General features: G+C 43.6%; 18 protein-coding genes, 6 tRNA genes, 1 pseudogene and 1 riboswitch. Of the genes and pseudogenes, 18 read left to right on the forward strand and 7 right to left on the reverse strand.

Annotation, left to right across the window (positions count from 1 at the left end; translation table 11 throughout):
• Positions 1-383: 383 nt before the first annotated feature.
• From FTU00_RS12525 to FTU00_RS12535, 3 genes are all read right to left on the reverse strand, one after another.
• Positions 384-1,097 (reverse strand): glycerophosphodiester phosphodiesterase, encoded by a 714-nt coding sequence (locus FTU00_RS12525; protein WP_104495371.1) that lies wholly within the window; start codon positions 1,095-1,097, stop codon positions 384-386.
• 145 nt (positions 1,098-1,242) lie between these two features.
• On the reverse strand, positions 1,243-1,827 hold the full coding sequence (locus tag FTU00_RS12530; protein WP_159124153.1) for a cob(I)yrinic acid a,c-diamide adenosyltransferase: 585 nt from the start codon (positions 1,825-1,827) through the stop codon (positions 1,243-1,245).
• Between the two features lie 94 nt (positions 1,828-1,921).
• Positions 1,922-3,760: a TonB-dependent siderophore receptor gene (locus tag FTU00_RS12535; RefSeq protein WP_180179819.1), complete on the reverse strand. Its 1,839-nt coding sequence runs from the start codon at positions 3,758-3,760 to the stop codon at positions 1,922-1,924.
• Positions 3,761-3,797: 37 nt separating this feature from the next.
• Positions 3,798-4,008: riboswitch (cobalamin riboswitch) on the reverse strand.
• A gap of 143 nt (positions 4,009-4,151) precedes the next feature.
• On the opposite strand from FTU00_RS12535, the gene FTU00_RS12540 reads away from it, so the two are divergent.
• From FTU00_RS12540 to FTU00_RS12550, 3 genes are all read left to right on the forward strand, one after another.
• Positions 4,152-4,796, forward strand: a complete 645-nt coding sequence (locus FTU00_RS12540) for a phosphoribosylanthranilate isomerase (RefSeq protein ID WP_180179820.1) — start codon at positions 4,152-4,154, stop codon at positions 4,794-4,796.
• On the forward strand, positions 4,777-6,021 hold the full coding sequence (gene trpB / locus FTU00_RS12545; RefSeq protein ID WP_004782182.1) for a tryptophan synthase subunit beta: 1,245 nt from the start codon (positions 4,777-4,779) through the stop codon (positions 6,019-6,021). The genes FTU00_RS12540 and trpB overlap by 20 nt, the downstream gene beginning before the upstream one ends.
• 361 nt (positions 6,022-6,382) lie before the next feature.
• On the forward strand, positions 6,383-7,375 hold the full coding sequence (locus FTU00_RS12550; protein WP_180179821.1) for a DUF2804 domain-containing protein: 993 nt from the start codon (positions 6,383-6,385) through the stop codon (positions 7,373-7,375).
• 63 nt (positions 7,376-7,438) lie between these two features.
• Here FTU00_RS12550 and FTU00_RS12555 read toward each other — a convergent pair whose 3' ends face one another.
• The gene (locus FTU00_RS12555) at positions 7,439-8,317 is read right to left on the reverse strand and encodes a metal-dependent hydrolase (RefSeq protein WP_180011772.1); all 879 of its coding nucleotides are present in this window, start codon (positions 8,315-8,317) and stop codon (positions 7,439-7,441) included.
• 140 nt (positions 8,318-8,457) lie between these two features.
• Here FTU00_RS12555 and FTU00_RS12560 point away from each other — a divergent pair, with 140 nt between their 5' ends.
• Entirely contained in the window at positions 8,458-9,495 is a 1,038-nt protein-coding gene (locus FTU00_RS12560) for an AraC family transcriptional regulator (RefSeq protein WP_180179822.1), read from the forward strand.
• Positions 9,496-9,535: 40 nt separating this feature from the next.
• On the opposite strand, the gene FTU00_RS12565 is transcribed toward FTU00_RS12560, so the two are convergent.
• Positions 9,536-10,867, reverse strand: coding sequence for a Na+/H+ antiporter NhaC family protein (locus FTU00_RS12565; RefSeq protein ID WP_175966720.1), 1,332 nt, complete (start codon positions 10,865-10,867; stop codon positions 9,536-9,538).
• A gap of 365 nt (positions 10,868-11,232) precedes the next feature.
• Here FTU00_RS12565 and trpA point away from each other — a divergent pair, with 365 nt between their 5' ends.
• From trpA to FTU00_RS12585, 4 genes are read left to right on the forward strand one after another with little or no spacing between them, the layout of a single operon-like run.
• Positions 11,233-12,033 (forward strand): tryptophan synthase subunit alpha, encoded by an 801-nt coding sequence (gene trpA, locus FTU00_RS12570; protein WP_004782187.1) that lies wholly within the window; start codon positions 11,233-11,235, stop codon positions 12,031-12,033.
• A gap of 1 nt (position 12,034) precedes the next feature.
• Positions 12,035-12,931 (forward strand): acetyl-CoA carboxylase, carboxyltransferase subunit beta, encoded by an 897-nt coding sequence (gene accD / locus FTU00_RS12575; protein ID WP_034169942.1) that lies wholly within the window; start codon positions 12,035-12,037, stop codon positions 12,929-12,931.
• Positions 12,928-14,211 (forward strand): bifunctional tetrahydrofolate synthase/dihydrofolate synthase, encoded by a 1,284-nt coding sequence (folC, locus tag FTU00_RS12580; RefSeq protein ID WP_179993249.1) that lies wholly within the window; start codon positions 12,928-12,930, stop codon positions 14,209-14,211. The genes accD and folC overlap by 4 nt, the downstream gene beginning before the upstream one ends.
• Positions 14,202-15,230 carry an SPOR domain-containing protein gene (locus FTU00_RS12585; RefSeq protein WP_373686192.1) on the forward strand — a complete coding sequence of 343 codons (1,029 nt, stop codon included), beginning with the start codon at positions 14,202-14,204 and terminating at the stop codon, positions 15,228-15,230. The genes folC and FTU00_RS12585 overlap by 10 nt, the downstream gene beginning before the upstream one ends.
• Positions 15,231-15,235: 5 nt before the next feature.
• Here FTU00_RS12585 and FTU00_RS12590 read toward each other — a convergent pair whose 3' ends face one another.
• Together FTU00_RS12590 and FTU00_RS12595 are read right to left on the reverse strand one after the other, a co-directional pair.
• Entirely contained in the window at positions 15,236-15,826 is a 591-nt protein-coding gene (locus FTU00_RS12590) for a dual specificity protein phosphatase family protein (protein WP_180138164.1), read from the reverse strand.
• Positions 15,827-16,318: 492 nt separating this feature from the next.
• Positions 16,319-16,959, reverse strand: a pseudogene (locus FTU00_RS12595) (peroxiredoxin).
• A 332-nt stretch (positions 16,960-17,291) separates the two neighbouring features.
• Between FTU00_RS12595 and secA the strand changes: the two are divergent.
• The 10 genes from secA (at position 17,292) to FTU00_RS12645 (ending at position 23,919) form a co-directional block, all read left to right on the forward strand.
• Complete coding sequence (gene secA, locus FTU00_RS12600) at positions 17,292-20,018, forward strand: preprotein translocase subunit SecA (protein ID WP_180179824.1); 2,727 nt, start codon at positions 17,292-17,294, stop codon at positions 20,016-20,018.
• A gap of 153 nt (positions 20,019-20,171) precedes the next feature.
• Positions 20,172-20,525 (forward strand): hypothetical protein, encoded by a 354-nt coding sequence (locus tag FTU00_RS12605; protein WP_104426583.1) that lies wholly within the window; start codon positions 20,172-20,174, stop codon positions 20,523-20,525.
• A gap of 154 nt (positions 20,526-20,679) precedes the next feature.
• Positions 20,680-21,900, forward strand: coding sequence for a bifunctional glutamate N-acetyltransferase/amino-acid acetyltransferase ArgJ (gene argJ, locus FTU00_RS12610; protein WP_180179825.1), 1,221 nt, complete (start codon positions 20,680-20,682; stop codon positions 21,898-21,900).
• Between the two features lie 151 nt (positions 21,901-22,051).
• Complete coding sequence (gene nadA, locus FTU00_RS12615) at positions 22,052-23,119, forward strand: quinolinate synthase NadA (RefSeq protein WP_180179826.1); 1,068 nt, start codon at positions 22,052-22,054, stop codon at positions 23,117-23,119.
• A gap of 154 nt (positions 23,120-23,273) precedes the next feature.
• A tRNA-Pro gene (locus tag FTU00_RS12620) sits at positions 23,274-23,350 on the forward strand.
• Positions 23,351-23,385: 35 nt separating this feature from the next.
• Positions 23,386-23,462, forward strand: a tRNA-Arg gene (locus tag FTU00_RS12625).
• Between the two features lie 36 nt (positions 23,463-23,498).
• Positions 23,499-23,574, forward strand: a tRNA-His gene (locus tag FTU00_RS12630).
• A gap of 18 nt (positions 23,575-23,592) precedes the next feature.
• A tRNA-Pro gene (locus FTU00_RS12635) sits at positions 23,593-23,669 on the forward strand.
• 78 nt (positions 23,670-23,747) lie between these two features.
• A tRNA-His gene (locus FTU00_RS12640) sits at positions 23,748-23,823 on the forward strand.
• 19 nt (positions 23,824-23,842) lie between these two features.
• Positions 23,843-23,919: transfer RNA gene (locus FTU00_RS12645), tRNA-Pro, on the forward strand.
• Positions 23,920-24,806 lie beyond the last annotated feature (887 nt).

The following is a 24,806-nucleotide window of genomic DNA, read 5'->3' on the forward strand; positions in this document are numbered from 1 at the left end:
GCAGAGGCCGCTATTGTTTATTTTAACAGCGGTTAAGTCATTCATATTAGCACGCCCCCTAGGGCATCACTAGCATTATTGTACGGTTGTATTGTACTTATCGGTAACAGAATAAGTAGGATGAAAACTACCATTCTCGCAGGCTAGACAGGCCCTGATTTCCGAGTAAATCACTGAGATTTTTGAAGCTTTTAATCAAATTTACTTTCTTAAAATGAGTTAAGTGAATGTTCATTTTTTCTACTAGATTGCAGAGAAATAAATTTGTAAGCAAACCCGTAACCCAAAGTTAAACAAGATTACAGACAGGCATTCTTCTTTAAATTATTTTTCAAGGCTTAAAGAAAAATAATCTATATATAGAATCTTGCATTTTGGGTCATTTAAAGATGTTGCATCATTAACTTCGGATAATCGGTAATGAGACCCTGAATACCCCAGTCGCGTAATTCTTTGGCACGATTAACATCATTTACGGTCCAGACGCTGATGGTGAGTTCGGCAGCTTGTGTGGCCTGAATAATATCTTTGCTGGCCAGTTCATTCATCCAGCCAATCTGACAACAGCCAAGTTCTAAAGCTTGATCAATCGCCTGATATTTCACATCTGTTTCAATCAGAAGGCCGCGTTTTAAACTGGAATTTTGCTGTTGCAAAGCCTGATGGATTTTAGGATCAAAACTGGTAATTACGACTGACTGCTCATAACCCTGTAACTGCTGTTCAAGCTCAAGCGTGATTTTTTCAGCATCGGCCTGGCTCGCTACACTTTTGACTTCAACTTCAATATGGTCAAAGTTATGAATCACGGTTAAGGTCTGATCCAGCATAGGAGTGGCTTCGACCTTGTTCCATTCTGACCATTTTACTGCGTGATTATATTGACTGAGATCCTGACGGCTACATTCGTAGAGGGGCTTTTGCAAACCGGTAGTGCGTACAAAATTATCATCATGCATGATGATCAGGGCATTGTCTTTAAGCTGGCGTACGTCAAATTCGACTGCGCGAATCCCGATATCCTGAATATATTGAAAACCGCCTAGTGTATTTTCAGGTGCTTCCCCACGCGCACCGCGATGTCCAATTATGCGCATGCTGCGATAACCTGAAGAAGTGAAGATGAAAACATAATGATGAAGAGTTGTGACAGGAGTATTGCAATATTCTGCGCCTGAAACACTTTGTTGCAAATACTGTTGGCGCAGAATTTTCCGTGCAATTTAATACATTTTAGCGGATTTATTGATCAATGGTTTCGTTGATATTTTTTTGCCATAACACCTCAGAACCACCTTCAACACGTTGCAAGGTGCGTGAAGCCACAAACAGCCAGTCAGATAGGCGATTTAATAGCTGCAGGGAAGTCGCCTGAATATTCTGGTCGCGTGAGTGAACTGACATCACGCTGCGCTCTGCACGACGGCACACGGCACGGGCTTGATGAGCAAAACTGCAAACTAAAGTACCCGCAGGCAAAATAAAATCTTTCAGCATCGGCAAAGCTTCATTCATACGATCGATGTCATTTTCCAGAAAATCAATCGAGACTGGTTGAACCAGGTTAAAGCCAGGGATACACACTTCACCACCCAGATCAAACAACCAGTGCTGGATCAGGCTTAAAGATTTATCCCAAGTCGCTTTATCCTGAATGCTGCTTGCCGCGATTTGTGCGCGTAAAACCCCAATGATGGCATTTAGCTCGTCCACATCACCGAGCGCGGCAATACGCAAGTCATCTTTGGCAACGCGTGAGCCATCACCCAATCCTGTGGTGCCTGAATCGCCGGTACGGGTATAGATCTTACTTAAACGGTGGCCCATTTGAATTCCTTAAAATTTTGAATGCTGAATATCAAAAGGATAATGCCATAGGCATGACATGATCCTCAAAAGTATTTATTTAGATTGGCTGGTTCTAGTATTTGAAACTGACACCAGCGGAAGCCAGACGGCCACCATTGATATAGTATTGGTCGCCCGCACTATGCACAGTTTTGTATTTCACATCACCGATATTTTCAATATTGGTAAAGAGCTTCACGGTTGGATTGATATTCCAGTAAGCATTCAGGTCGACACGTGCATAGCCTGGAATGTCACGAGCAAAATCTTTGGCTTTCGATTTCGCAACCAATGCTGCACTTAGACCATAATCGGCATTTTGCAGACCTGTGGAAACAGTGAAGGACTGACGCGGACGACGCAGCAGCTCGGTATTGTGTTTGCTATCTTCAGTCTTGACGTATGTGTAACCGGCATTAATGAAGAATTGATCTTTTTTCCATTGTGCCGTTAATTCACCACCTGTCATTTTGGCTTCATCAATATTCTGGTTTTGATAGACAGGGAAGGTGTTGACCCAGTCACCGTCACAAGTGCTGATACAGGTTGAATTGATCAGGTGATCGACTTCCGTATGAAAAGCTGATGCGCCAACCAGAATATTGAATGGTAATTTTTGATCAATTCCCAGTTCATAAGAAATACTTTCTTCAGGTTTGAGCTGATCATTGCCGCCAAAGGCATACATATCATTTAAAGTGGGTGCCTTGAAAGCTGAACCGATATTGGTATAAATGCTGGTATTCGGAAGCAGCTGATAACGAATCCCGCCTTGTGCCACCGTATGCGTACCAAATTTTTCATTATCTTCGACACGCAGACCGAGTTGGGTACTGAAACCATGATTCTGGTATTGATGCTGAATGTAGTAACCAGTTGAATTGATGTCTTCATCAATAGCTTGGGTTTTGGCATCTGTATTACGTTGGGTCAGACCTAATAAAACATTCTGGGTCGGGCTAAAATTCCATTTGCCATAGATTTCAGCTTCTTGTGTCGTGCTGTGTACAAAGCTGTTAGATGTGACCTGATTTAGGTCATCTTTAAACTGGGAAAGTCGTGCATGAATGGCCGTGGTTTCAGTAGGATGAATCTGACCTTTTAAATTGACGATTTCATTTTTGAAATTCTGGCTGGAAAAGACACCCCAGTCGCTATATTGGCCATTTCCTGAATTCTGGCTGTAATCTAGAGATGCAGCATAACGCTCTTTTTCAACGCCGAATTTTGCACTATATCCTTTCTGGTCATAGCTATAGTCACGACTGTCATTCATGTTGAATACCGGAGTGCCATCAGTTTCTAAAATCTGGCCACGAATCTGTGCATAGATTCCATCTTCTGCGAGGTCTGCACCAACCAGTGATTTATAAGTCTGGTTTTCACCCATCTCGCCAGATACAAAAGCACCAGTTTTTTCAGGTGTTTTAGTGACGAACTGAACTACACCACCAATCGCATCTGTCCCATACAGCACGGATGCGGGGCCTTTTAATATTTCAATCTGCTTGAGGTCAGTGGTATCCAGAAATGGAATAGAGGCTGCACCGGTAGTTGCGGTATTTAAACGAACGCCGTCACGTAAAACCAAAGCTTGATTGGAGTTAGTACCGCGTAAGAACAGAGAAGTCTGCTGGCCATAACCGCCTGACTGCACCACATTTATGCTGGGATCTGTTTGTAATAAATCCGGAAGAGCCTTAATCGGTGATTGCTCAAGAGTCGCAGGTTCAATCACTGAAATTCGCGCAGGTACATTTTCAATGTTTTCTGCAGAGCGAGTTGCTGTAACCACAATCGTATCTAAAGAAGCTTGAGCAATTTTTTGCTCGGCAGCATGAACTGATGAAGTAAAACCCAACGCAAGTGCGATCGCACCTACCAAGGCAGTAGGTTGAAATGGAATAGACATGAGATGTGCTCCATACATTCACTCCCCGTGAATGATTGAGTTAAAGAACACAACAAGCAGGTATCCGGACTTAAATGCAGTATTGAAACATACTTACTTATCCACCTTCCCACATATTGATGCAGTGGTGTAAATCCTGAGGATTTATAAAGACAAGCTTTTCATTTTTTACCGTTGCGGGGGCAGCGTTGGATTTGCACCAACTTCCCTAAAGCCTTAAGGCCTTGACTCGTTGCAAATTGTGGCAAGTATAAAGTCTGCTTATGACTTAAACAATCAAGATCAAGAATAATCCGTATGAACTTTACGCAAGATCGATGATTTGCATTACAATGATTCACCCCAATCTCATAGATTACTTGATATCTTGGTAAATCAGAGCCAACACTATATGCGAACCCGTGCCAAAATCTGTGGAATTACCCGAGTTGAAGATGTCCAAGCTGTTGCTGATGCCGGCTGTGATGCCATTGGATTTGTGTTCTATCCACCGAGCCCACGTAGCGTGACTCAGGCACAGGCTGAAGTGCTGGTCAAAGCAGTGCCAGCTTATATTCAAGTGGTGGGCTTATTTGTTAATAGTACGGCAGATGACATCCGGGATATTTTAAAAACTGTTCCGCTGGATATTCTGCAGTTTCATGGTGATGAAAGCCCTGAACAATGTCAGGTTATCGCAAAGCAGGTTGGGCGTCGCTGGTATAAAGCGATTCAGGTCAAACCTGATCTGGACGTAGTCGCTGAGATTCAACGTTATCAGACAGCAGGGGCCAGCGCAGTACTGTTAGACGCATGGCATCCTGATTTAAAAGGTGGTACCGGCCACAGCTTTGACTGGAGCACCTTTCCTCAATTAGATATTCCCTTGATCCTGGCTGGGGGCTTAAACCCGGACAATATCGAGCAAGCAATTCACACCACACAGGCTTATGCTGTTGATGTTAGTGGTGGTGTCGAATCCGCAAAAGGTATAAAAGACCAACAACTCATAGAACGCTTTATGCAAGGAGTCCATCGTGGATCAGCAAAGTACTAATCACAACAAGCCCGTGATTGACTATACCCAATTCCCGGATGAGCGTGGACATTTCGGTATCCATGGCGGGCGTTTTGTGTCAGAAACTCTGATGGCGGCTTTACAAGATCTGGAAAAGCTTTATTTCCGCATGAAAGATGATGAACAGTTTCTGGCAGAATTCGACCGTGATCTAGCCTACTACGTAGGTCGTCCTAGTCCTTTATATCATGCTGAACGATGGTCAAAAGAGTTGGGTGGTGCGCAAATTTACTTGAAACGTGAAGATCTGAACCATACTGGCTCACATAAAGTAAATAACACAATTGGTCAGGCTTTACTGGCTAAACTTTCAGGCAAAAAACGCATTATTGCAGAAACTGGTGCCGGTCAGCATGGTGTAGCAACGGCAACCATCGCAGCACGTTTAGGTCTTGAATGTGTGGTGTTCATGGGTGCCGAAGACGTGAAACGTCAGGCGATGAACGTTTACCGTATGCGTCTGCTGGGTGCAACAGTTGTTCCTGTAGAAAGTGGCTCTAAAACATTAAAAGATGCCATGAACGAGGCAATGCGTGACTGGGTTACCAATGTTGACTCAACTTATTATGTGATTGGTACGGTGGCTGGTCCACACCCATATCCACAATTGGTTCGTGACTTCCAGTCTATTATTGGCCGTGAAGCACGCCGTCAGATTCAGGAACAGGCAGGTCGCCTTCCAGATGCATTGGTGGCTTGTGTCGGTGGTGGTTCGAATGCAATGGGCTTGTTCTATCCTTTCCTGAACGATCAGGATGTGAAAATGTATGGTGTTGAAGCTGCAGGTTTAGGGATCGAAACTGGCAAGCACTCTGCACCACTGAATGCGGGTCACGTCGGTGTACTGCATGGTAACCGTACTTACCTGATGTCTGATAAAGAAGGCCAGATCATTGAAACGCATTCAATTTCTGCCGGTCTGGATTATCCGGGTGTAGGTCCGGAACACAGCTTCCTGAAAGATATGGAACGCGTGAACTATGTACCGATCAATGATCAGGAAGCGTTACAAGGTTTCCGTGATCTAACCAAGATCGAAGGGATCATTCCTGCGCTTGAAAGCTCACATGCGATGGCTTATGTCACTAAACTTGCCCCAACCATGGACAAGGATCAAATCATTATTGCGACCGTTTCTGGTCGTGGTGATAAAGACTTGATGACTGTTGCCCGTATTGATGGCGTAGAAATGGTTGAGATGTAAAATTTTCTCCGATCCCTCTTTTTCAAAGAGGGGTGAAAACCCTCCTATCTAAAAGGAGAGTAAGGTGGATTAAAAAAATCGTATTGAAGCTATTCAGTACGATTTTTTTATTTTTATAGATAAGAAAATTTTTAAAGATGAAGAGGAAGGATCAATCTGGCTGGAAGTGGTATAAAAATTATACAAGTTCTGGATAAAACAGCAAAAAATCAGTTTCTCATTCAGAAAATTAAAATGGTTATTTTAAGCAGAATTGGCCGGAAGAGCTGACGAACGGTTTTAAAAAATTCTTTATCAAATCTCAATAATCGGCATAATAGCTTCAAGCAAAAATAGTTTTTGATTGAGATGGAATGTCTTAATGGATTTAATTCAGGAAAATGGACAACCACGTTACGGACGTTTCAAGGAAATTCCAAAAAGTATTGATTACCATACGTACCAGTACAAAAATCCCTATGGCGATGTACTGACTGGCTGGCGTAAACAACTAAAATATAAAAAATTTAAATTCTGTAGTATTCAACACGAGCATTATACGATTGGCCTTGCAATTGCGGATATCGCTTGGGCCGGGCACAGTTTTTTCTATATCTATAACCATAGCACCAATGAAGTGCAGGAATGGAATGCGATCAATTTCTTCTCGCGCAATACGGTGCTAGATGAACAGCCATTGTTTAATCATAGTTATTTTCACAAATCTCCCTTTCAGATTGATATCCAGCATGCCAATGGGGTGCGTTATATCCATGTGACCAAATATGGTGAAATCAAGCTTAGTGCCCGAATTTTCTGTGCAGGTACAGATCCGCTGAGTATGTGCAGTCCGACCGGAATTAATGGCTGGACCTATACCCAGAAATTGACCACTTTGGGTTGTGAAGGTTATTTCGTAAATAAGCAAGGTGAAACCATCCAGTTTAATGAGCGCACCTTCGCCTCTCTGGATGATACCTGTGGCTTTTTGCGTCCTGAAACTGCCTGGTTCTGGTTGTCCTGTAATTTCTGGGATGCCAATCGTAACCGTATCGGGATCAATCTCGCTTCCGGTGTCAATGAAAGCTTTGGTAATGAAAACTGTTTGTGGGTAAATGGCAAAATTTATCCTGTGGCGGATGTGTTATTTCAGCAGGAATCTGACGAACGCTGGAACATCCAGTCATTGGATGGCTGCTTGAACCTGAATGTATACACAGGCTGGCGCCGTTATGAAAATCTGAATCTGCGTCTGGTCGGCAGCCAGTTTAGCCAGTGGCAAGCAAAAGTATCCGGTACCATCCGGCAAGATGGCCAAGATATTGTACTGGTTAATGAATATGGACTTTTAGAACAGCACTATGCCAAATGGTAATTCATTTTTCTAACTTCTAAATCTAAAAAAGCCTTCAATCTCGAAGGCTTTTGATTTCTAGGTTTAATCTTCTGCAGCTTGCCAGAAGGCTTCTCCTGCCTGAATCGGATCGCCGGTTTCTGCCAGCGTTTTTACCCAGACATCATATTGAGCAATCACTGGGTGCTGGGATGGATGGAAATCCTTTTTAAACCAGTCACGATACTGTTTACCCATACGAGTCAAAGTGCCTTTTTTGCCAAAGAACCAAGGTAAGCCCCGGATATTCATTTGCAAGCGTTGCAGCGGACTAAAGCCATCATGTTTAAGCATGACATTGGCACGGTAAATGGTAAAACCAAACATCAGCAAAGTCGTAATGAGCAAAGTATATTGACGCAGCCATTCTGGCGTTTTTGCCACATCTTTCATCACATCAAAAGCAACATCACGATGTTCCATTTCCTCAATCGCATGCCAGGCAAACATGGCGCGAACAAAAGGATGGGCATTTCTTAAAGTATCTTTTTGTCCATAAAAAGTTTCAGCCATGAGCGCGGTCAGATGTTCTGCGGCTGCAGTGACTGCAATATTGTACTCAGGTGAACGGTTCTTCAGGTCATAGTTCATCATGTAGTTCAGACGCTGAATAAACTGATCAACCGGCATGCCTTGTTCCCGCATCAGGTTATTCATCTTGTCATGGGCAATACCATGCTGTGCTTCCTGACGGATAAAATCAGCTACCCGTTTTTGCAGATCTGGATCTTTGATCTGGTCACGGAACAGACGCACACTCTGAATGAAATAACGTTCACCGTCTGGAAAGGTCAGACTCAGTGCATCAAACATACGGGTCAGGAATGGATCGCCACCAAACCAGTAACGCGGAATTTCACTCAGCTTAAAATCAAGATTACTGCGTACCACAGGCTGTACAGAAGATTTTAAAGGTGCGTTCATCTGCTTTCATTCTTTTTCTGGAGATGCTGACAGTATGTTCAGAATTGCACAAATTGTTTTGACAGATATGGCCAATTTTTATACATTTTACGCCATAGAAAAATAAAATATACATTCGCAGTGGAGACAGGGACGCGCTCATGCAGGACATCAAAATCTCCAATGGTTATATCCAACTATGGGCCACCTATTTGCGTAGCTTAAATATAGAACCTTTAACCGCAGAGTTTCTTGCAGATCTACGACCTCAGCTCATTGGACTGATTGATCAGCCTTTTGATGCACAAGTTCCGCTGGATTTTCTCAATAGCATCCTGTTAAGAACCCAAAAACAGCTAGCGTGTCCACAGTTAATTTTTGAAATTGTGCAATGTATTCGGCCAGAACATTTTGGTGTGCTGGGCTATATGGTATCCAAAAGCAGCAGTATTCCTGAGATCATCGGCTACATCATGCGTTTTCAGCGACTGGTCATTGATGGGAGTGAATTTGTCCCATTGCAACTAAGACAGCATGCGCAGAGTATTGAATTGTATTGGATTTATCAGGATGAGCGTTATAACCTGCTGAATGAGCTAACTATCGCAGCCATGGTGCAATTGGGACGTTTTATTTTGCAGGATCATCCTTTGCTCTTGCGTCGGGTGCGTTTTGCTCATGCGCCAGAAATTGCCCGAATTCACTATCAAAAATTCTATGCTGCGGAAGTGCAGTTTTCACAGCAGGATTATGGCTTTGAACTGGATATACAGGGACTGAACCTGAAATCGGAACAGGCCGATCCAATGTTATTACAGTTATTGATTCGTCAAGCTGAAGAAGCGATTGCAGCCAAACCACCTGTAGAAAGTATTTTGACTCAGGCTCAAAAAGTGGTTGCGGAGCATCTAAGAAGCAGACAACAGGCGATTAAAATTGAACAGCTGGCCGAGCAACTGTTTGTATCGACTCGAACCTTGCAGCGTCAGCTAAATGAGCAAGGTAGTTCTTTTAAAAAATTGTTGGAACAGGAAAGGATCAGGCGTTGTGAAAGCTTATTGCATCAGCCCCTAAGCCTGACCGAAATCGCCCAACAACTGGATTATTCTGACCAGTCCGCTTTAGCCCGCGCTTATAAGGCAGCAACAGGCAGGACTTTATTGCAATATAGAAAACAATTAAAACAGGATCAGGCATAAAAAAACGGCCATCATTGGCCGCTTTATCTCATGACTTAATTTAAGCTGTTTTTAATTTAGGATATCGGAAAGTAATTGCGATCACCGCAAATATTGCCAGAATCCAGCAGTAATACACGCCCCCGATTAGCTCGACTGGAGAAAGTTTGGCAATCGAACAGGCCAGTAATAATTGTGCGCCATAAGGGATCAGCCCCTGTACCACACAGGAGAAAATATCCATCAGGGCGGCGGCACGTTTCGGATCAACCCCATATTCTTTCGCCACTTCACGGGCCATATCACCAGCCAGAATAATCGCGACAGTGTTATTTGCTACAAACAGATTCGAAAATACGACCAAGAAACTGATCCCGATTTCACCGGCCCGCTGACGGCCCACTTTAAATAAGCGGGTCAGCGCGTAGATGCGTTCGATCAGCCAGCGTAAACCACCTTCACGTTGCATGATCGCAGACAGGCCACCCAGGAACATGGATAACAATGCCACTTCAAACATGCCGACAAAGCCATCATAAATGGAAGTGTTCAGCTTGAGGATATTGAAATCTGGCGTAGCAAATAGCCCGAATAAACCCGATAACACGACACCGATGGTTAAAACCGCCAGAACATGCAGACGGCTAAAAGCCAGTAAAAAGACCGCAATATAAGGCAGGACTAGAATCCAGTTAAAGTCCTTGTATTCGACTGGACTAGAACTACCAGTATTGAAGATATAGATCAAAATCGTGACGATAGAAGCCGGCACAGCAATCCAGACATTGACTCTGAATTTGTCACGTAACTGCACTTTCTGGCTGCTGGTTGCAGCAATGGTAGTATCCGAAATCATAGACAGGTTATCACCGAACATTGCCCCACCGACCACGGCGCCGATCGCATAAACCACCGGAATCTCGGTCACTTGTGCAAAGCCAAAGGCAATGGGTGCACAGGCGGCAATGGTTCCCATAGAGGTACCCATCGCCGTCGCAATAAATGCCGAAATCACAAACAGCATCGGTAAGACAAAACTCGGAGGAATAACGGACAGGCCCATTTGTACAGTAGCATCAACACTACCAATCGCACTGCTAACACTGGCAAAAGCACCGGCTAGCATAAACACCATGAACATCAGAATCAGGTTGGGATGGCTGGCACCTTTCAGAAATTCTTCAATACCCTGGTTGAGTTTGCCGCGATACACTAATGCAGCCAAGATAATCGCGGGCAGGGCGGCAACAGGTGCTTTAATCTGATAAAACGCAAATTCAGTTCCGATAAGAGAATGATAGATCCCGCTACCTAAAAAGATGGTTAAAAATACAATAAGCGGCAACAGTGCAATGGCGCGTGCCTGCACTGTACCTTCAGAGTCAGTCTGCATAGGAGATAAAAAAATAAGAGAATGGGGCTAGTATAAAACAGGTTTTGCAATTTCAGAAAACTTTAAATGAATGCGCTAACATCTGCATTTTTATTAATTTTTCCATGATAAAAATAAGTTTATCTAAATATTCAACATTTTAGGGAATGCCAAAATTAGGCATCTTTGATCATTGAGAAAAAAATCAAAATAATCGTAAATAGATCCCTTCGGGTTGTTCTGAAATCCTCGCACAGGAAATGAAATGCCAGAGGTCGATGTTGCACACTGTTCAATGTACAAAAAATAGCGTTACAATGCGATGTCTTGTATTTCTACATAGTCAATGTCTCAAGTTTGAAACACCTTAAGGAAAGCTCAGCCCTATGTCACGTTTAGCCACACGATTTGGACAACTTAAATCTCAACAGCGTAAAGCTTTAGTTTCTTATGTTATGGCTGGTGACCCGCATCCAGAGGTAACCGTACCTTTGCTGCACCAGATGGTGGACGCTGGCGTCGACGTGATTGAACTGGGTCTTCCTTTTTCAGATCCAATGGCAGATGGTCCGGTGATTGCTCTGGCCGCTGAACGCGCGCTGGCCGGTGGCACTAATACCTTGGATGCCCTGCACATGGTGAAAGAATTTCGCTTGAAAGACCGCGAAACACCAGTGGTACTCATGGGTTATCTCAATCCGGTTGAAGTCATTGGCTATGAAAAGTTTGTGGCTTATGCCTATGAATGCGGTGTCGACGGCGTGCTTCTGGTCGATCTGCCTCCTGAAGAAGCTCAAGATCTGGGTCAAGTGCTGGAAAAATATGAAATGGATCAGATTTTCCTGTTGGCTCCGACCTCAACTGATGAGCGTATTCAGCATGTAGTGAAACAGGCCAGTGGCTTTATTTACTATGTGTCGCTGAAAGGCGTAACGGGTGCTGCGACATTGGATGTATCTGAAGCCGCTGCACGTATTCAGAAAATTAAGGCAGAGACAGATGTTCCTGTAGGCGTGGGTTTTGGTATCAGTGATGCTGCATCTGCGAAAGCGATGGGTGTTGCTGCCGATGCAGTTATTGTGGGAAGTGCGTTTGTAAAACAGTTTGCAACCCTCGCGCCAGAACAAGCCGTTATTGCGACGGTGAATAAAGTCAAGGAGCTTCGAGCAGCGCTCGATGAGTTATAGTATGAGTCAACAAGTGAAATCAGGCAAAATTCTGAGCCCATCGACCCCATGGACGGAGCGTATTGTTCCGGGCATTCATGTACCTGATGAGCAAACCACCCTAAAAGCGACATTCACAGAGCCAACCATTGAGTGCCCTGAATGTCATGCTTTGGTGACACGTACTGCAATGTCATTTAATGCTTATGTTTGTCCACAATGCGATGAACATCTGAAAATGAAAGCACGTGACCGTCTGAACTGGTTCTTTGATCAGGTACAGACTGAAATGGGTCAGGAATTTACGGCCAAAGATCCACTGAAATTTGTCGACAGCAAAGCTTATCCTGAGCGTATGTCGGAAGCACAAAAGAAAACGGGTGAAACTGAAGCACTGATCGTGATGCAAGGTCTGCTGAAAGGCGTGCCAATGATTGCAACTGCATTTGAATTCGACTTCATGGGCGGCTCTATGGGTACCGTAGTGGGTGACCGTTTTGTGCAGGCAGCCGAGCGTGCGATTGAAACACATCAACCTCTAATCTGTTTTGCAGCTTCTGGTGGCGCGCGTATGCAGGAAGGCATGCTGTCTTTGATGCAAATGGCACGTACTTCAGCAGCGATTCAGCGTTTGAAAGAAGCAGGTCTGCCTTATGTAGTGGTATTGACCCATCCAGTCTACGGTGGTGTCACTGCGTCTTTAGCCATGCTGGGTGATGTACATCTGGCTGAACCGAAAGCCATGATCGGCTTTGCGGGTAAACGTGTGATCGAACAAACTGTACGTGAAAAACTGGACGAACCGTTCCAGCGTGCTGAATATTTGCTTGATCATGGTGTAATCGATCAGATTGTTCACCGTCATGCATTACGTGATACAGTTTATCGTATTATCACGAAATTGATGAACCTGCCTTGAACACAGCACCATTAGCAACTGATTCACTTGATACATGGCTCGATTATTGGAGCCATGTTCACGTTACGGGGATTGATTTAGGCCTGGAACGTGTTATTCCTGTGGCTGAAAAGCTGGGCGTGATCAATCCGGAGGCTAAAGTCCTGACGGTTGCCGGAACCAATGGTAAAGGTTCAACGACCACGACTCTGGCTGCCATTCTCAATGCTCAGGGTTTTAAGGTCGGACTGTATCAGTCTCCTCATGTATATCGTTTTAATGAACGGGTGAAATTACGTGGGGTTGAAGTCGAAGACCAGTTGCTGATTGATGCTTTTGTTGAAGTCGATCGGGCACGTCGCGAATGCGATTTAAGCCTGTCATTCTTTGAAGCAACCACACTTGCTGCATTTGTGATTTTTAAACATGAACTGTGTAATGTGTGGGTGCTGGAAGTCGGATTGGGCGGTCGTCTGGATGTGGTCAACGTGGTCAATCCGGATGTTGCAGTCATCACCAATATTGGGCTAGATCATACCGATTGGCTCGGTGACACCATTGAAAAAATTGCTTTTGAAAAAGCTGGCATTATCCGTCCGAATATTCCTGTGATATTTGGTGGTCAGCAAGATATTCCGCAAGCCATTCTGGATAAAGCTGCTGAATGCAATGCGCCATTATATGCAGTTAACCGTGATTATTTCTATGAAGCCTTTGAAGATGGCAAAACCTGGGCCTTTGCATCGTCAGGTACGACTTTAAAATTGCCGACAGGTTCACTGGCGCTGGATAATATTTCGACAGCAGTTGCAGCGATCTTGCTAAGTGGTCTGGAAGTCAACCAGACAGCGATTGCGGAAGGAGTTCAGGCAGCTAAATTGCCGGGGCGTTTTGAAGTCCGAGAAATTCAGAATAAGACTGTAATTTTTGATGCCGGACATAACCCGCATGGGGTAGAGTTCCTGTTAAAACAATTACGCAATTATTTAAATTACAACAAGAAATATAAAGAAGTCATTTGTGTATTTTCCATGCTGGCAGATAAAGATATAAATTCTGTCGTCAAGTTGTTGAAAGACACTGTTCATTTGTGGAAAATTGCACCATTATCTGTACCACGTGCGGCAGAGGTCACACTTTTGACTGATGCACTGCAAGGTGAATTGATAGAACAATTTGACAATGTAAAATTAGCTTTTAAATCAGCGCTGGATGAAACAGAGAATAATCAGCTGATTTTGGTATGTGGATCATTTCATACCTTAGAAGCGGTATGGGAGTATTTGGAAGAATGTCAATGAATAACAAACAACGCTGGATGGGTGGCGTTGTTTTACTAGGTGGTGGTGTTTTATTGGCAGCATTACTCCTGAAAGGCCAAAATGAAATTCATCAGGATCGTCAGCAAAACCCGGCACTGGCTGCAGAAGTAGAATCAAAAGATACAGTCAACAATTCATTAGGTTCTTTAACAGTCGATGTGGAAACAGAAAAACGTCTGCTGGAACAGCAGCGTCGTGACCGCGAAAAAGCAGTGGCTGAACAGGAAGCCCGTGCAGCTGAATTTTTAGCCATGCAACAGCAGGCTGAGGCAGATGCAGCACGTCGTGCGGCTGAAGAATATGCTGCTTTGAATGCCCATCGTATGGGACAGCAAAGTTCAGACAATATTCCACCTGAGCTGGCAGAAGATGAACAGACGAAGCAAAAACGTCTGGCTGAAGACAAGGCTGCTACACAAAAAAAGTTAGAACAGCAGAAACTTGAGCAGCAAAAAGCCCAAACTTCAGCTGATACTGCCAAGAAACAGGCAGAGCAGAAGGCTGCAGAAGAAAAACGTAAGTTAGAAGAGAAACGTAAAGCTGAAGAAGCGCATAAGGCAGCTAAAGCAAAACGTAAGGCCGAGGAAGAGCACAAAGCGGCTGAAAAGAAAAAAGAAGCTGAGCATAAAGCTGCTGAAGAAAAACGTAAGGCAGAAGAAAAGCGCAAAGCTGAAGAGAAACATAAAGCAGAAGAGGCCAAGAAAAAGGCTGAAGCTGAAAAAGCCCGTAAACTTCTTGAAGGTGAAAGTGATAAACAGTGGATGGTGCAGGTGGCATTGGCTGCCAATGAAGCCAATGCTGATGCCATTGCGGCCAAACTGCGAGCCAAAGGCTACAAGGTCACCAAGAGCCAGACATCTAAAGGTGTGCGTATCATGGTCGGTCCATCTAAAGACCGTGAAACAGCAGATGCACTGCGTAAGAAAATCGCATCTGATGCTAGCCTGAACATGAAATCAGCCTGGGTGAATGACTGGGTGCCGCTAGATAAGCGTTAACTCTCTTACTTAACTGAAGTTTCTGTAGATGGATTCGCGAGTTGCTCGCGAATCCATTTTACATTTTCAGGAGTAAATAATTTTTCAATATTGCGCCAAATTGAATGAAAGCCATAACCGCCATGCTTCATTTCCTGTACTGCATCTTCAATGCGCCAGTTCTGAAAAATAATCCGGTACATGGCCACACTGGCACCGGTACGGTCTGAACCGTGATAACAGTGTAAAAGTATTTTTTCATTATTTTGTCGTGCCTGCTGGATTAACTGCATCACATTCAGTAAATCCTCGCGATTCATAGCCCAGGTATGAATGGGAACATGTTTAAGCTTGAGGTCTTCATTTGACAAAATATCCGTATCTTTATCGCGTGAACGCAGGTTGATCACCACATTAATGGCATATTGTTTTAATAAGGGCGTCAGTTCATCGCTTGGCTGTTCACTTCGGTAAAGTTCATTGCTAATCTGATAAAAATTATGTTCTTCATGCAGTTCCTGTCCCCAATGCATTGGGCGTTCCTGTTCAGGCAGCGCTGGAGTACAGCCAGATAAAACAAGCGTAGAAACCAGAAGAAGTACATAATTATTTTTCATTGCAACCTAACTCACCTTTTTAATCATTCTCTTCAACAGCATATCGGCTTTTTCAAAAAAAAGCCTGTCCGAAGACAGGCTTGATGGGAAAAGTTCGAAAACCCGGCTCGTCGGTGGGTATCAAACTAAACATGAAAATGAGGGTTGATGCATGACGATTTTCATTTTCATGGTGGAGAGTTGATTGGGGTTTTTTACTATTCAAAAAGGATAGAACAACCTTTAGCTTATCCTCTTGCACCCACAGCATAGCTGTGGGTCTTGCGCTCGGGCGAAGCAGTACTTCGTTTTAACTTGAACTACGCGCTTCGCTTGTCTTGCCACAAATTAAGGCAGTGCTCAAATACTGCGCACTTCGTTTGCCTTGCGCAAAACTGAAAAGCAGTGCTTTCAGTTTTGTCACTCGAAGCATAGCTTCTCGTCTTGCGCAAGGGCAGTACAATGGAAACTGCGCGCTACGCTTGCCTTGCGCAAAATTAAAAAGGAGTCCTTTTAATTTTGCTCAGGCTGTGGCGTAAGACGTAAATAAGGAGTCACTGCCTTATAGCCTTTAGGGAACGTTGTTTGATTTCTTCCTCATCTTTTAATGAAGGCACAATCACTACATCATCGCCATGTTGCCAGTTTGCTGGAGTTGCAACTTTATGATTGTCGGTTAATTGCAGAGAGTCGACTACACGTAATACTTCATGGAAATTACGACCTGTTGATGCAGGGTAGGTAATAATCAGACGCACTTTCTTGTTTGGATCAATGATTACCAGAGAACGTACAGTCAGGGTTTCGCTGGCATTTGGGTGAATGAAACCATACAGCTCAGACACTTTTCGGTCCTGATCAGCAATGATCGGGAAGTTAACGGTCGTACCTTGAGTTTCATTAATGTCTTTGATCCAGCCATGATGCGATTCAACATCATCAACAGAAAGGGCAATTGCTTTCACGTCACGCTTTTCAAACTCATCTTTCAGCTTTGCGGTAAATCCCAGTTCAGTGGTGCATACAGGGGTATAATCTGCTGGATGTGAAAATAAAATGCCCCAGCTATCGCCTAGAAAGTCATAAAAGTTAATTAAGCCTTCGCTAGATTGCTGTTCAAAATTCGGTGCGGTATCGCCTAAACGTAAACTCATTTTTCTTGCCTCAATTGATCTTGTAATGTGTCGATGAGAATAAATATGAACCAATTTTTTTATGATTAAAAATAGTGTTTTTAGAATTTCTTATGAATAAACCGAATAAAGAAGTAGGCTGTCGATTCAGAATCAGACAAATCAGTCGTCTAATTAACTATATTGCATGGGTAAAATTTGCTACATTACTTTGCCTTAGGTCTCAGGGCTAGGACGAAGGATGAGTTTTTTTCATTGGTTTTCTGGCAAAACCCTTGTAGTTCAAATTTCTAGCACCATAATAACGACTAAGAACATATTTATTTGACAAGCAAGATTTAGAGAGTCTATTCATGTTGGCAAGTCTGATCGGAGGAATCTTCGGTACTAAAAATGAGCGCGAACTCAAACGCATGCGTAAAATCGTAGATAAGATTAATGCGCTCGAGCCGACGATATCAGCCCTAAGCGATGCAGACTTATCTGCAAAAACTGAAGAATTTAAACAACGATATAATAAAGGCGAAAGTCTAGATAAGTTACTTCCTGAAGCATTCGCAGTCTGTCGTGAAGCTGCAAAACGTGTCATGGGAATGCGTCACTATGACGTACAGTTGATTGGTGGTATTACCTTGCATGAAGGCAAGATTGCCGAGATGCGTACCGGTGAAGGTAAAACCCTGATGGGGACGCTGGCCTGTTATCTCAATGCATTGAGCGGACAGGGTGTCCATGTCATCACAGTGAACGACTATTTGGCACAACGTGATGCCGAGTTAAACCGTCCATTGTTCGAATTCTTGGGTTTAAGCATTGGGATTATCTATTCCATGCAGAACCCGATGGAAAAATCTGAAGCCTATAAAGCAGATATCACTTACGGTACCAACAACGAATTCGGTTTCGATTATCTTCGTGACAACATGGTGTTCTCGCTGGCTGAGAAAAAACAGCGTGGTCTGACCTATGCCATTATCGATGAGGTCGATTCGATCCTGATCGATGAAGCACGTACACCACTGATTATCTCTGGTCAAAGTGAAGATTCTTCCCAGCTTTATGCAGCAATCAATAACATTCCGCCGAAATTAAAAGCACAGAAAGAAGAAAAAGTACCGGATGGCGGTCATTTCTGGATTGATGAAAAACAGCGTTCAGTAGAAATTACAGAAACCGGTTTTGAAACCATTGAAAGTGAATTGATTGCAATGGGCTTGCTGGCTGAAGGTGAAAGCCTATATTCAGCTTCTAATCTGAATTTGCTGCATCATGTGACTGCTGCGATTCGTGCGCATTATCTGTATCAACGTAACGTGCATTACATCATCCATGAAGGTGAAGTGATCATCGTCGATGAGAACACCGGTCGTACCATGCCAGGTCGTCGCTGGTCTGAAGGTCTGCACCAGGCAGTTGAAGCAAAAGAAGGTCTGGAAATCCAGCCGGAAAACCAGACCCTTGCAACTACTACATTCCAGAACTATTTCCGTCTGTATAAAAAATTATCCGGTATGACCGGTACTGCAGATACTGAAGCTGCGGAAATGAAAGAAATTTACGGTCTGGATGTGGTAATCATTCCAACCCACCGTCCAATGATCCGTAATGACCAGAACGATTTGATCTACCTGAATCGTGAAGGCAAATACAACGCGATTATTCAGGAAATCCAGCGTGTTCATGAAGCTGGTGTTGCGCCAATCCTAATTGGTACGGCCACTATTGAAGCGTCGGAAATTCTTTCTGACAAGCTTAAAGAAGCTGGTATTGAACATGAAGTCCTGAATGCCAAACAGCATGAGCGTGAAGCAGATATTATTGCCCAAGCGGGTGCACCGCGTGCTGTAACGATTGCAACTAACATGGCCGGTCGTGGTACCGATATTTTGCTGGGTGGTAACTGGAAAGCGCTACTGGCCAAAATTGAAAACCCAACCCCTGAAGATGAAGCACGCCTGAAAGCAGAATGGGAAGCGAATCATGAAGCAGTTCTTGCTTCTGGTGGTTTGCATATTATCGGTTCTGAGCGTCATGAATCTCGCCGTATCGATAACCAGTTGCGTGGTCGTGCGGGCCGTCAGGGTGACCCGGGTGTATCGCGTTTCTACCTGTCTCTTGAAGATGACTTGATGCGTATCTTTGCGGGTGACCGTGTGGTTACCATGATGCGTGCAATGGGCTTAAAAGAAGATGAAGCGATTGAACACAAAATGGTGTCACGCTCAATCGAAAATGCACAACGCAAAGTAGAAGCACGTAACTTCGACATTCGTAAGAACCTGTTGAAATACGATGACGTGAATAACGAGCAGCGTAAAATTATCTATAGTCAGCGTGATGAGATTCTGGCTGAAAGTTCATTGCAGGATTATATCGAAGAGATGATCCGTGAAGTGATGCAGGGCATGATCGCCAACTATATTCCGCCTGAATCAATTCATGATCAGTGGGATATTGAAGGTCTGGAACTTGCACTACGTGAAGACTTATCGATTGATCTGCCAGTTGCACAATGGTTAGAGCAGGATCGTCGTTTAGATGAAGAAGCACTGGTTGAGCGAATTACTGAAGAAGTGGTAAATCGTTACCGTTCACGTCGTGAACAAATGGGTGCTGAATCTGCAGCATCACTCGAACGTCATTTCATGCTGAACTCGTTGGACCGTCACTGGAAAGAGCATCTGGCAGCGATGGATTACCTGCGTCAGGGTATTCATTTACGCGGTTATGCACAGAAAAATCCAGAGCAGGAATACAAAAAAGAAGCCTATAACCTGTTTGTAAACATGCTGGGTGTCATTAAATCTGATGTGATCACTGATCTGTCACGTATCCATGTGCCAACACCTGAAGAGCTGGCTGAAATGGAAGCACAGCAGCAGGCACAGGCTGAAGCGATGCGTTTGCAGTTATCTCATCAGGAATTTGATGGATTACTGGCTGAAGAAGATGCAATCACTACTGAACAAAATGCGCAGGCCAATCCGGTTGCACCAGTCTTTGAAGCACCGGCAAGCCGTAATGCACCTTGTCCATGTGGTTCAGGTCTGAAATACAAACAGTGTCATGGCAAGATCTAATTTCTGCTAAGTTTCTAAACTATAAAAAGATCAGGACCAAATGGTCCTGATCTTTTTATGTATATGGACTTTTCAGCTGATGAATACTGTTTGCACTGTACCGGATTAAATGGTATTTAATGGCAGATTGAACACCGCAAAGTGGAAGAAACAATGACAAAAGTATTAAAAACGATGATGGTTGCTGCTTTGGCAATCCCGACTTTAAGTTTTGCTGAAACAGCAACAACGACACCTGCTAAAGTTCAGCAGGCCATTGGTCCAACTACGGCTCAGGTTCAGACGGGTACAGATGGTCAGGTGACCATTGCAAGTCCGCGTACTGGCATTCGCTATACCTTTAATAATTCAAACCGTCCAATCGTTTTGCAGACTGCAGCGATTGCAGCAGCCAATGCAGCGAATGCTGACCGTATTGTTGCTTCTAACCCAGCGCTTTCTGCGGCAAGTCAGCAACAGGCGAAACAAGCTTTATTGAGTGAATCAACCCAGCTGGCTAAAAACTAAGTTTGATCCAGTTTAATAAAACCAGTCACCATGACTGGTTTTTTATTGTGAAAAACCATAAGAAAAGTGAGTGTTCATCTGGCTTTGGCTCGATTTTTTAATGAAGATCAACTAAGCTGTATTTTTCTGAAACTTCAATATTGGACATTTAAAAATGGCAGTTGGTGACGTATCTATGCCACAGATGCATGTGGTAAAAGGGGTGAGAATTGGTTCGGCAGAAGCGTATGTACGCTATCAGAACCGACGTGACCTGGTGATATTTGAACTGGCTGAAGGCTCCAATGTTGCAGGTGTATTTACCCAGAATGCTTTTTGTGCTGCTCCTGTACATGTTTCTAAAGCACATCTGGCGGTAGGTAACCCACATTATTTAGTGATTAATACCGGAAATGCCAATGCGGGTACAGGTGCTACAGGTATGGCAAATGCTGAAGCCACTTGTGCCAAACTGGCTGAACTTGCAGGCGTGAAAGCTGAAGAAGTATTGCCATTTTCAACAGGGGTGATTGGGGAACAATTACCAATGGAGCGTCTGCTCAGTGGTTTACAGCCTGCATTAGAGTCATTGCGTGATGATGCCTGGGTCGATGCGGCAACCGGCATCATGACCACAGATACTACACCAAAAGGTGCATCTGAACAGTTCGAGCTGGATGGTGTCACCTATACCATGACCGGGATTTCCAAAGGCGCCGGCATGATTCGCCCAAATATGGCCACTATGCTGGGCTATGTGGCGACTGATGTGCCAATCAGCCGTGAACTGGTTCAACAGCTTTTATCTGAGACAGTGAATCAGTCATTCAACCGCATTACCATTGATGGGGATACCTCTACCAATGACTCTTGTATTTTCATTGCTACAGGTCAGGCCGGTGGAACAGAAATTTCATCAGTTGAAGATCCGCGTTATGCAGCTGTACTTGAAGTATTGATGCGTACCATGAAACGTCTTGCGCAACTGATTGTGCGTGATGGTGAAGGCGCAACCAAGTTTATTACTGTGGCCGTAGAAGGCGGTGCCAATACTCAGGAATGCTGTGACGTGGCCTATAGCATCGCGCATTCTCCATTGGTGAAAACTGCGATCTTTGCTTCTGATCCAAACTGGGGACGTATTCTGGCTGCAATCGGTTATGCAGGTGTGGCGAATTTAGACGTTGCAAAAATTCAGGTTTGGTTAGATGATGTACAAATCTGCAAGGATGGTGGTGCTGCAGCAGACTATACCGAAGAGGCAGGTGCACGTGTGATGGCACAAGCTGAAATGACGATTCGTGTTGATCTTGGACGTGGTGAAGCAAAAGATACAGTCTATACCTGTGACCTGTCCTATGATTATGTGAAGATCAATGCTGATTATCGTTCATAATTCAGATTGTTTCTAAAGCCTCCGTTGTGGGGCTTTTTTTATATCTTATGATTTTTAATGACTGGTCAAAAAGTATTTTGCTAGAGATGACCGGGATGTAGGGTGAAAGGTTCGTTGAATAATGAACTATGAGGGTAGAGTAAGAGTTGTTATGAATGATGCGACCAAATTAATAGCCAATGAAGCCAAATCGATTGTGCAGGCGCATTTAGATCGTTTAGGAGAACCCAAAGAGCATCAGATCAGTGCACAGGCCAAACAGGAAAAATTTGCACAGATTCAAGCCGAATTGGAAAAGCAGAATGCAGTACTAGTTGCACATTATTATTGTGATCCTGAAATACAGGAACTGGCAGAACTGACTGGTGGCTGTGTGTCCGATTCATTGGAAATGGCGCGTTTTGGACGTGACCATCCCGCATCGACCTTGGTGGTAGCTGGGGTTAAGTTCATGGGTGAAACTTCAAAAATACTTTCACCAGAAAAAACCGTCCTGATGCCAACTCTTGAAGCGACCTGTTCACTGGATTTGGGTTGTCCGGTAGAAGAATTTACCAAATTCTGTGATGCGCATCCTGATTATACTGTAGTGGTGTATGCTAATACTTCGGCTGCGGTTAAAGCCCGCGCTGACTGGGTCGTGACTTCAAGTTGTGCAGTTGAGATTATTGAACACCTCGATAGTTTAGGTGAAAAAATTATCTGGGCACCGGATCAGCATCTAGGGCGTTATATCCAGAATAAAACCGGTGCTGACATGCTGCTTTGGGATGGCGCGTGTATCGTCCACGAAGAATTTCGTTCGCGCGGAATTGCTAATATGAAAGCCTTATATCCAGATGCGGCAGTGCTGGTCCATCCAGAATCACCGATGTCTGTGGTAGAAATTGCTGATGCAGTCGGAAGTACTTCTCAGTTAATCAAGGCAGCTCAAACCTTGCCACATCAGCGTTTGATCGTGGCAACAGATCGCGGTATTTTCTATAAAATGCAGCAGGCTGTGCCAGATAAGATTTTGATTGAAGCTCCAACCGCTGGAGAAGGAGCAACCTGTCGTTCATGTGCACACTGTCCTTGGATGGCCATGAACGAGCTAGATGGAATCTTGCATGTTCTACAACATCGTGATCAGGAGATTCATGTTGACCCCGCATTAGCTCAACGAGCCAAACTGCCTTTAGATCGTATGCTGGATTTTAGTGCCAGCTTGAAACGCTAAGATTTTGTATAAAAAATGTCTGAAATGCTTGATAAATAAACGCTTGAAGTGTTTTTTTGATTTTTTTTAAATATAGGTGTTGACGTCTTATGGCGTCACGCCTAGAATGCACACCGTACCAAGCGATAAGCTTGATACGAAAGCTGAGATGAATCGGAGCATAGCACAGCCTGGTAGTGCACCTGGTTTGGGACCAGGGGGTCGTAGGTTCGAATCCTACTGCTCCGACCAATTCTTCAAGGCGGATGGTGAAAATCATCAGTAAAGCGCTTGTAGCTCAGTTGGATAGAGCATCCGCCTTCTAAGCGGATGGTCACAGGTTCGAATCCTGTCAGGCGCGCCATTTTTGGTGGCTTGATATTTAAGAACCAAGGCAATGGTGGATGTAGCTCAGTTGGTAGAGCCCCGGATTGTGATTCCGGTTGTCGTGGGTTCGAATCCCATCATTCACCCCAACTCTTTGAGTTGAACATCGGAGCATAGCACAGCCTGGTAGTGCACCTGGTTTGGGACCAGGGGGTCGTAGGTTCGAATCCTACTGCTCCGACCATCTTCTTCATGGTGGTTAGGATTAATGATACCGCGTCAAGCGGTTTTTTTATGTCTAAATAATGAAGACACCGTGATGGTGGATGTAGCTCAGTTGGTAGAGCCCCGGATTGTGATTCCGGTTGTCGTGGGTTCGAATCCCATCATTCACCCCAACTTTTTTGAGTTGAACATCGGAGCATAGCACAGCCTGGTAGTGCACCTGGTTTGGGACCAGGGGGTCGTAGGTTCGAATCCTACTGCTCCGACCATCTATAAAAATGATTAATTATATGGATACCGCATTAGGCGGTTTTTTTATGTCTAAAATTTAAGTACGAACTAAATTTATCAATCAAAATAAAAATAGATTAGAAACTGGTTATTGATTAAGTTCATTCTTCATTCTTCATTCTTCATTCTTCATTCTTCATTCTTCATTCCAGAATTATGTTTTTAATAAGTCGAGCTAAATGTACCTAGATCTTTTTATGGGTGAGTCGCATTTATTGGGAGGTCCATAGGGATTGTGAAAATAAGAAAAATATTTATTCGATTGAGTTGGAAGAATATTTTAAGCAAGAGTAGTTATAGGAATAAAAAACTAAATTGCACTTTATTAAGCTGAAACGAAATAGCCCCTGTTTTTTAAATTAAAAAATGGAAATAGTAAAAAGATATCTAAAAATAGGGTTTTTAGATTAAAGAATATGCATATGGGGCTATTTTGTAGAAATAATAATCAACTGAAGTATTTTCTTAAAAATAGGGGTTGCGCTTGCTTGGGATTGGTCTATAATGCACATCCATCGGCGGTGATGAAGATTAAAACTTCTGATAAAACAGTAACTTAGCATGAAATGGTTAAGTTAGGTTTTAGGAAGGAAGTTTAAAAATAATTTTCATTACTGGTTGACTTTCTAGAGATAGAGAGTAATATAGCCGACCTAGCTTGCTACTGACGAAGTAGCAAGAAGATCATTAAGAGATTATGAAGAACAACTTGTGTGGATTTTTACTGGTTGATTGATCGAAATTATTTTCATTGATTGAATGGTAGAAATTACTCGAAGTTTATTTGAGAAATATTTGTCAGAAAATTGATGAGCCAAGTTTAAGAACTTTACTTATAAAGTTCGAAATGATTTTAACTGAAGAG

The organism is Acinetobacter sp. YH12041 (genome assembly GCF_013419975.1).
Taxonomy (GTDB): domain Bacteria; phylum Pseudomonadota; class Gammaproteobacteria; order Pseudomonadales; family Moraxellaceae; genus Acinetobacter.

Excerpts from the sequence above, each read along its gene's own strand:
- FTU00_RS12555 (WP_180011772.1), bottom strand. The coding sequence starts at position 8,317 with ATGAACGCACCTTTAAAATCTTCTGTACAGCCTGTGGTACGCAGTAAT.
- FTU00_RS12530 (WP_159124153.1), bottom strand. The coding sequence starts at position 1,827 with ATGGGCCACCGTTTAAGTAAGATCTATACCCGTACCGGCGATTCAGGC.
- secA (WP_180179824.1), top strand. The coding sequence starts at position 17,292 with ATGTTGGCAAGTCTGATCGGAGGAATCTTCGGTACTAAAAATGAGCGC.
- FTU00_RS12550 (WP_180179821.1), top strand. The coding sequence starts at position 6,383 with ATGGATTTAATTCAGGAAAATGGACAACCACGTTACGGACGTTTCAAG.
- FTU00_RS12560 (WP_180179822.1), top strand. The coding sequence starts at position 8,458 with ATGCAGGACATCAAAATCTCCAATGGTTATATCCAACTATGGGCCACC.
- FTU00_RS12535 (WP_180179819.1), bottom strand. The coding sequence starts at position 3,760 with ATGTCTATTCCATTTCAACCTACTGCCTTGGTAGGTGCGATCGCACTT.
- FTU00_RS12525 (WP_104495371.1), bottom strand. The coding sequence starts at position 1,097 with ATGCGCATAATTGGACATCGCGGTGCGCGTGGGGAAGCACCTGAAAAT.
- FTU00_RS12590 (WP_180138164.1), bottom strand. The coding sequence starts at position 15,826 with ATGAAAAATAATTATGTACTTCTTCTGGTTTCTACGCTTGTTTTATCT.
- accD (WP_034169942.1), top strand. The coding sequence starts at position 12,035 with ATGAGTCAACAAGTGAAATCAGGCAAAATTCTGAGCCCATCGACCCCA.
- FTU00_RS12540 (WP_180179820.1), top strand. The coding sequence starts at position 4,152 with ATGCGAACCCGTGCCAAAATCTGTGGAATTACCCGAGTTGAAGATGTC.
- trpA (WP_004782187.1), top strand. The coding sequence starts at position 11,233 with ATGTCACGTTTAGCCACACGATTTGGACAACTTAAATCTCAACAGCGT.
- FTU00_RS12585 (WP_373686192.1), top strand. The coding sequence starts at position 14,202 with ATGTCAATGAATAACAAACAACGCTGGATGGGTGGCGTTGTTTTACTA.
- FTU00_RS12605 (WP_104426583.1), top strand. The coding sequence starts at position 20,172 with ATGACAAAAGTATTAAAAACGATGATGGTTGCTGCTTTGGCAATCCCG.
- nadA (WP_180179826.1), top strand. The coding sequence starts at position 22,052 with ATGAATGATGCGACCAAATTAATAGCCAATGAAGCCAAATCGATTGTG.
- argJ (WP_180179825.1), top strand. The coding sequence starts at position 20,680 with ATGGCAGTTGGTGACGTATCTATGCCACAGATGCATGTGGTAAAAGGG.
- FTU00_RS12565 (WP_175966720.1), bottom strand. The coding sequence starts at position 10,867 with ATGCAGACTGACTCTGAAGGTACAGTGCAGGCACGCGCCATTGCACTG.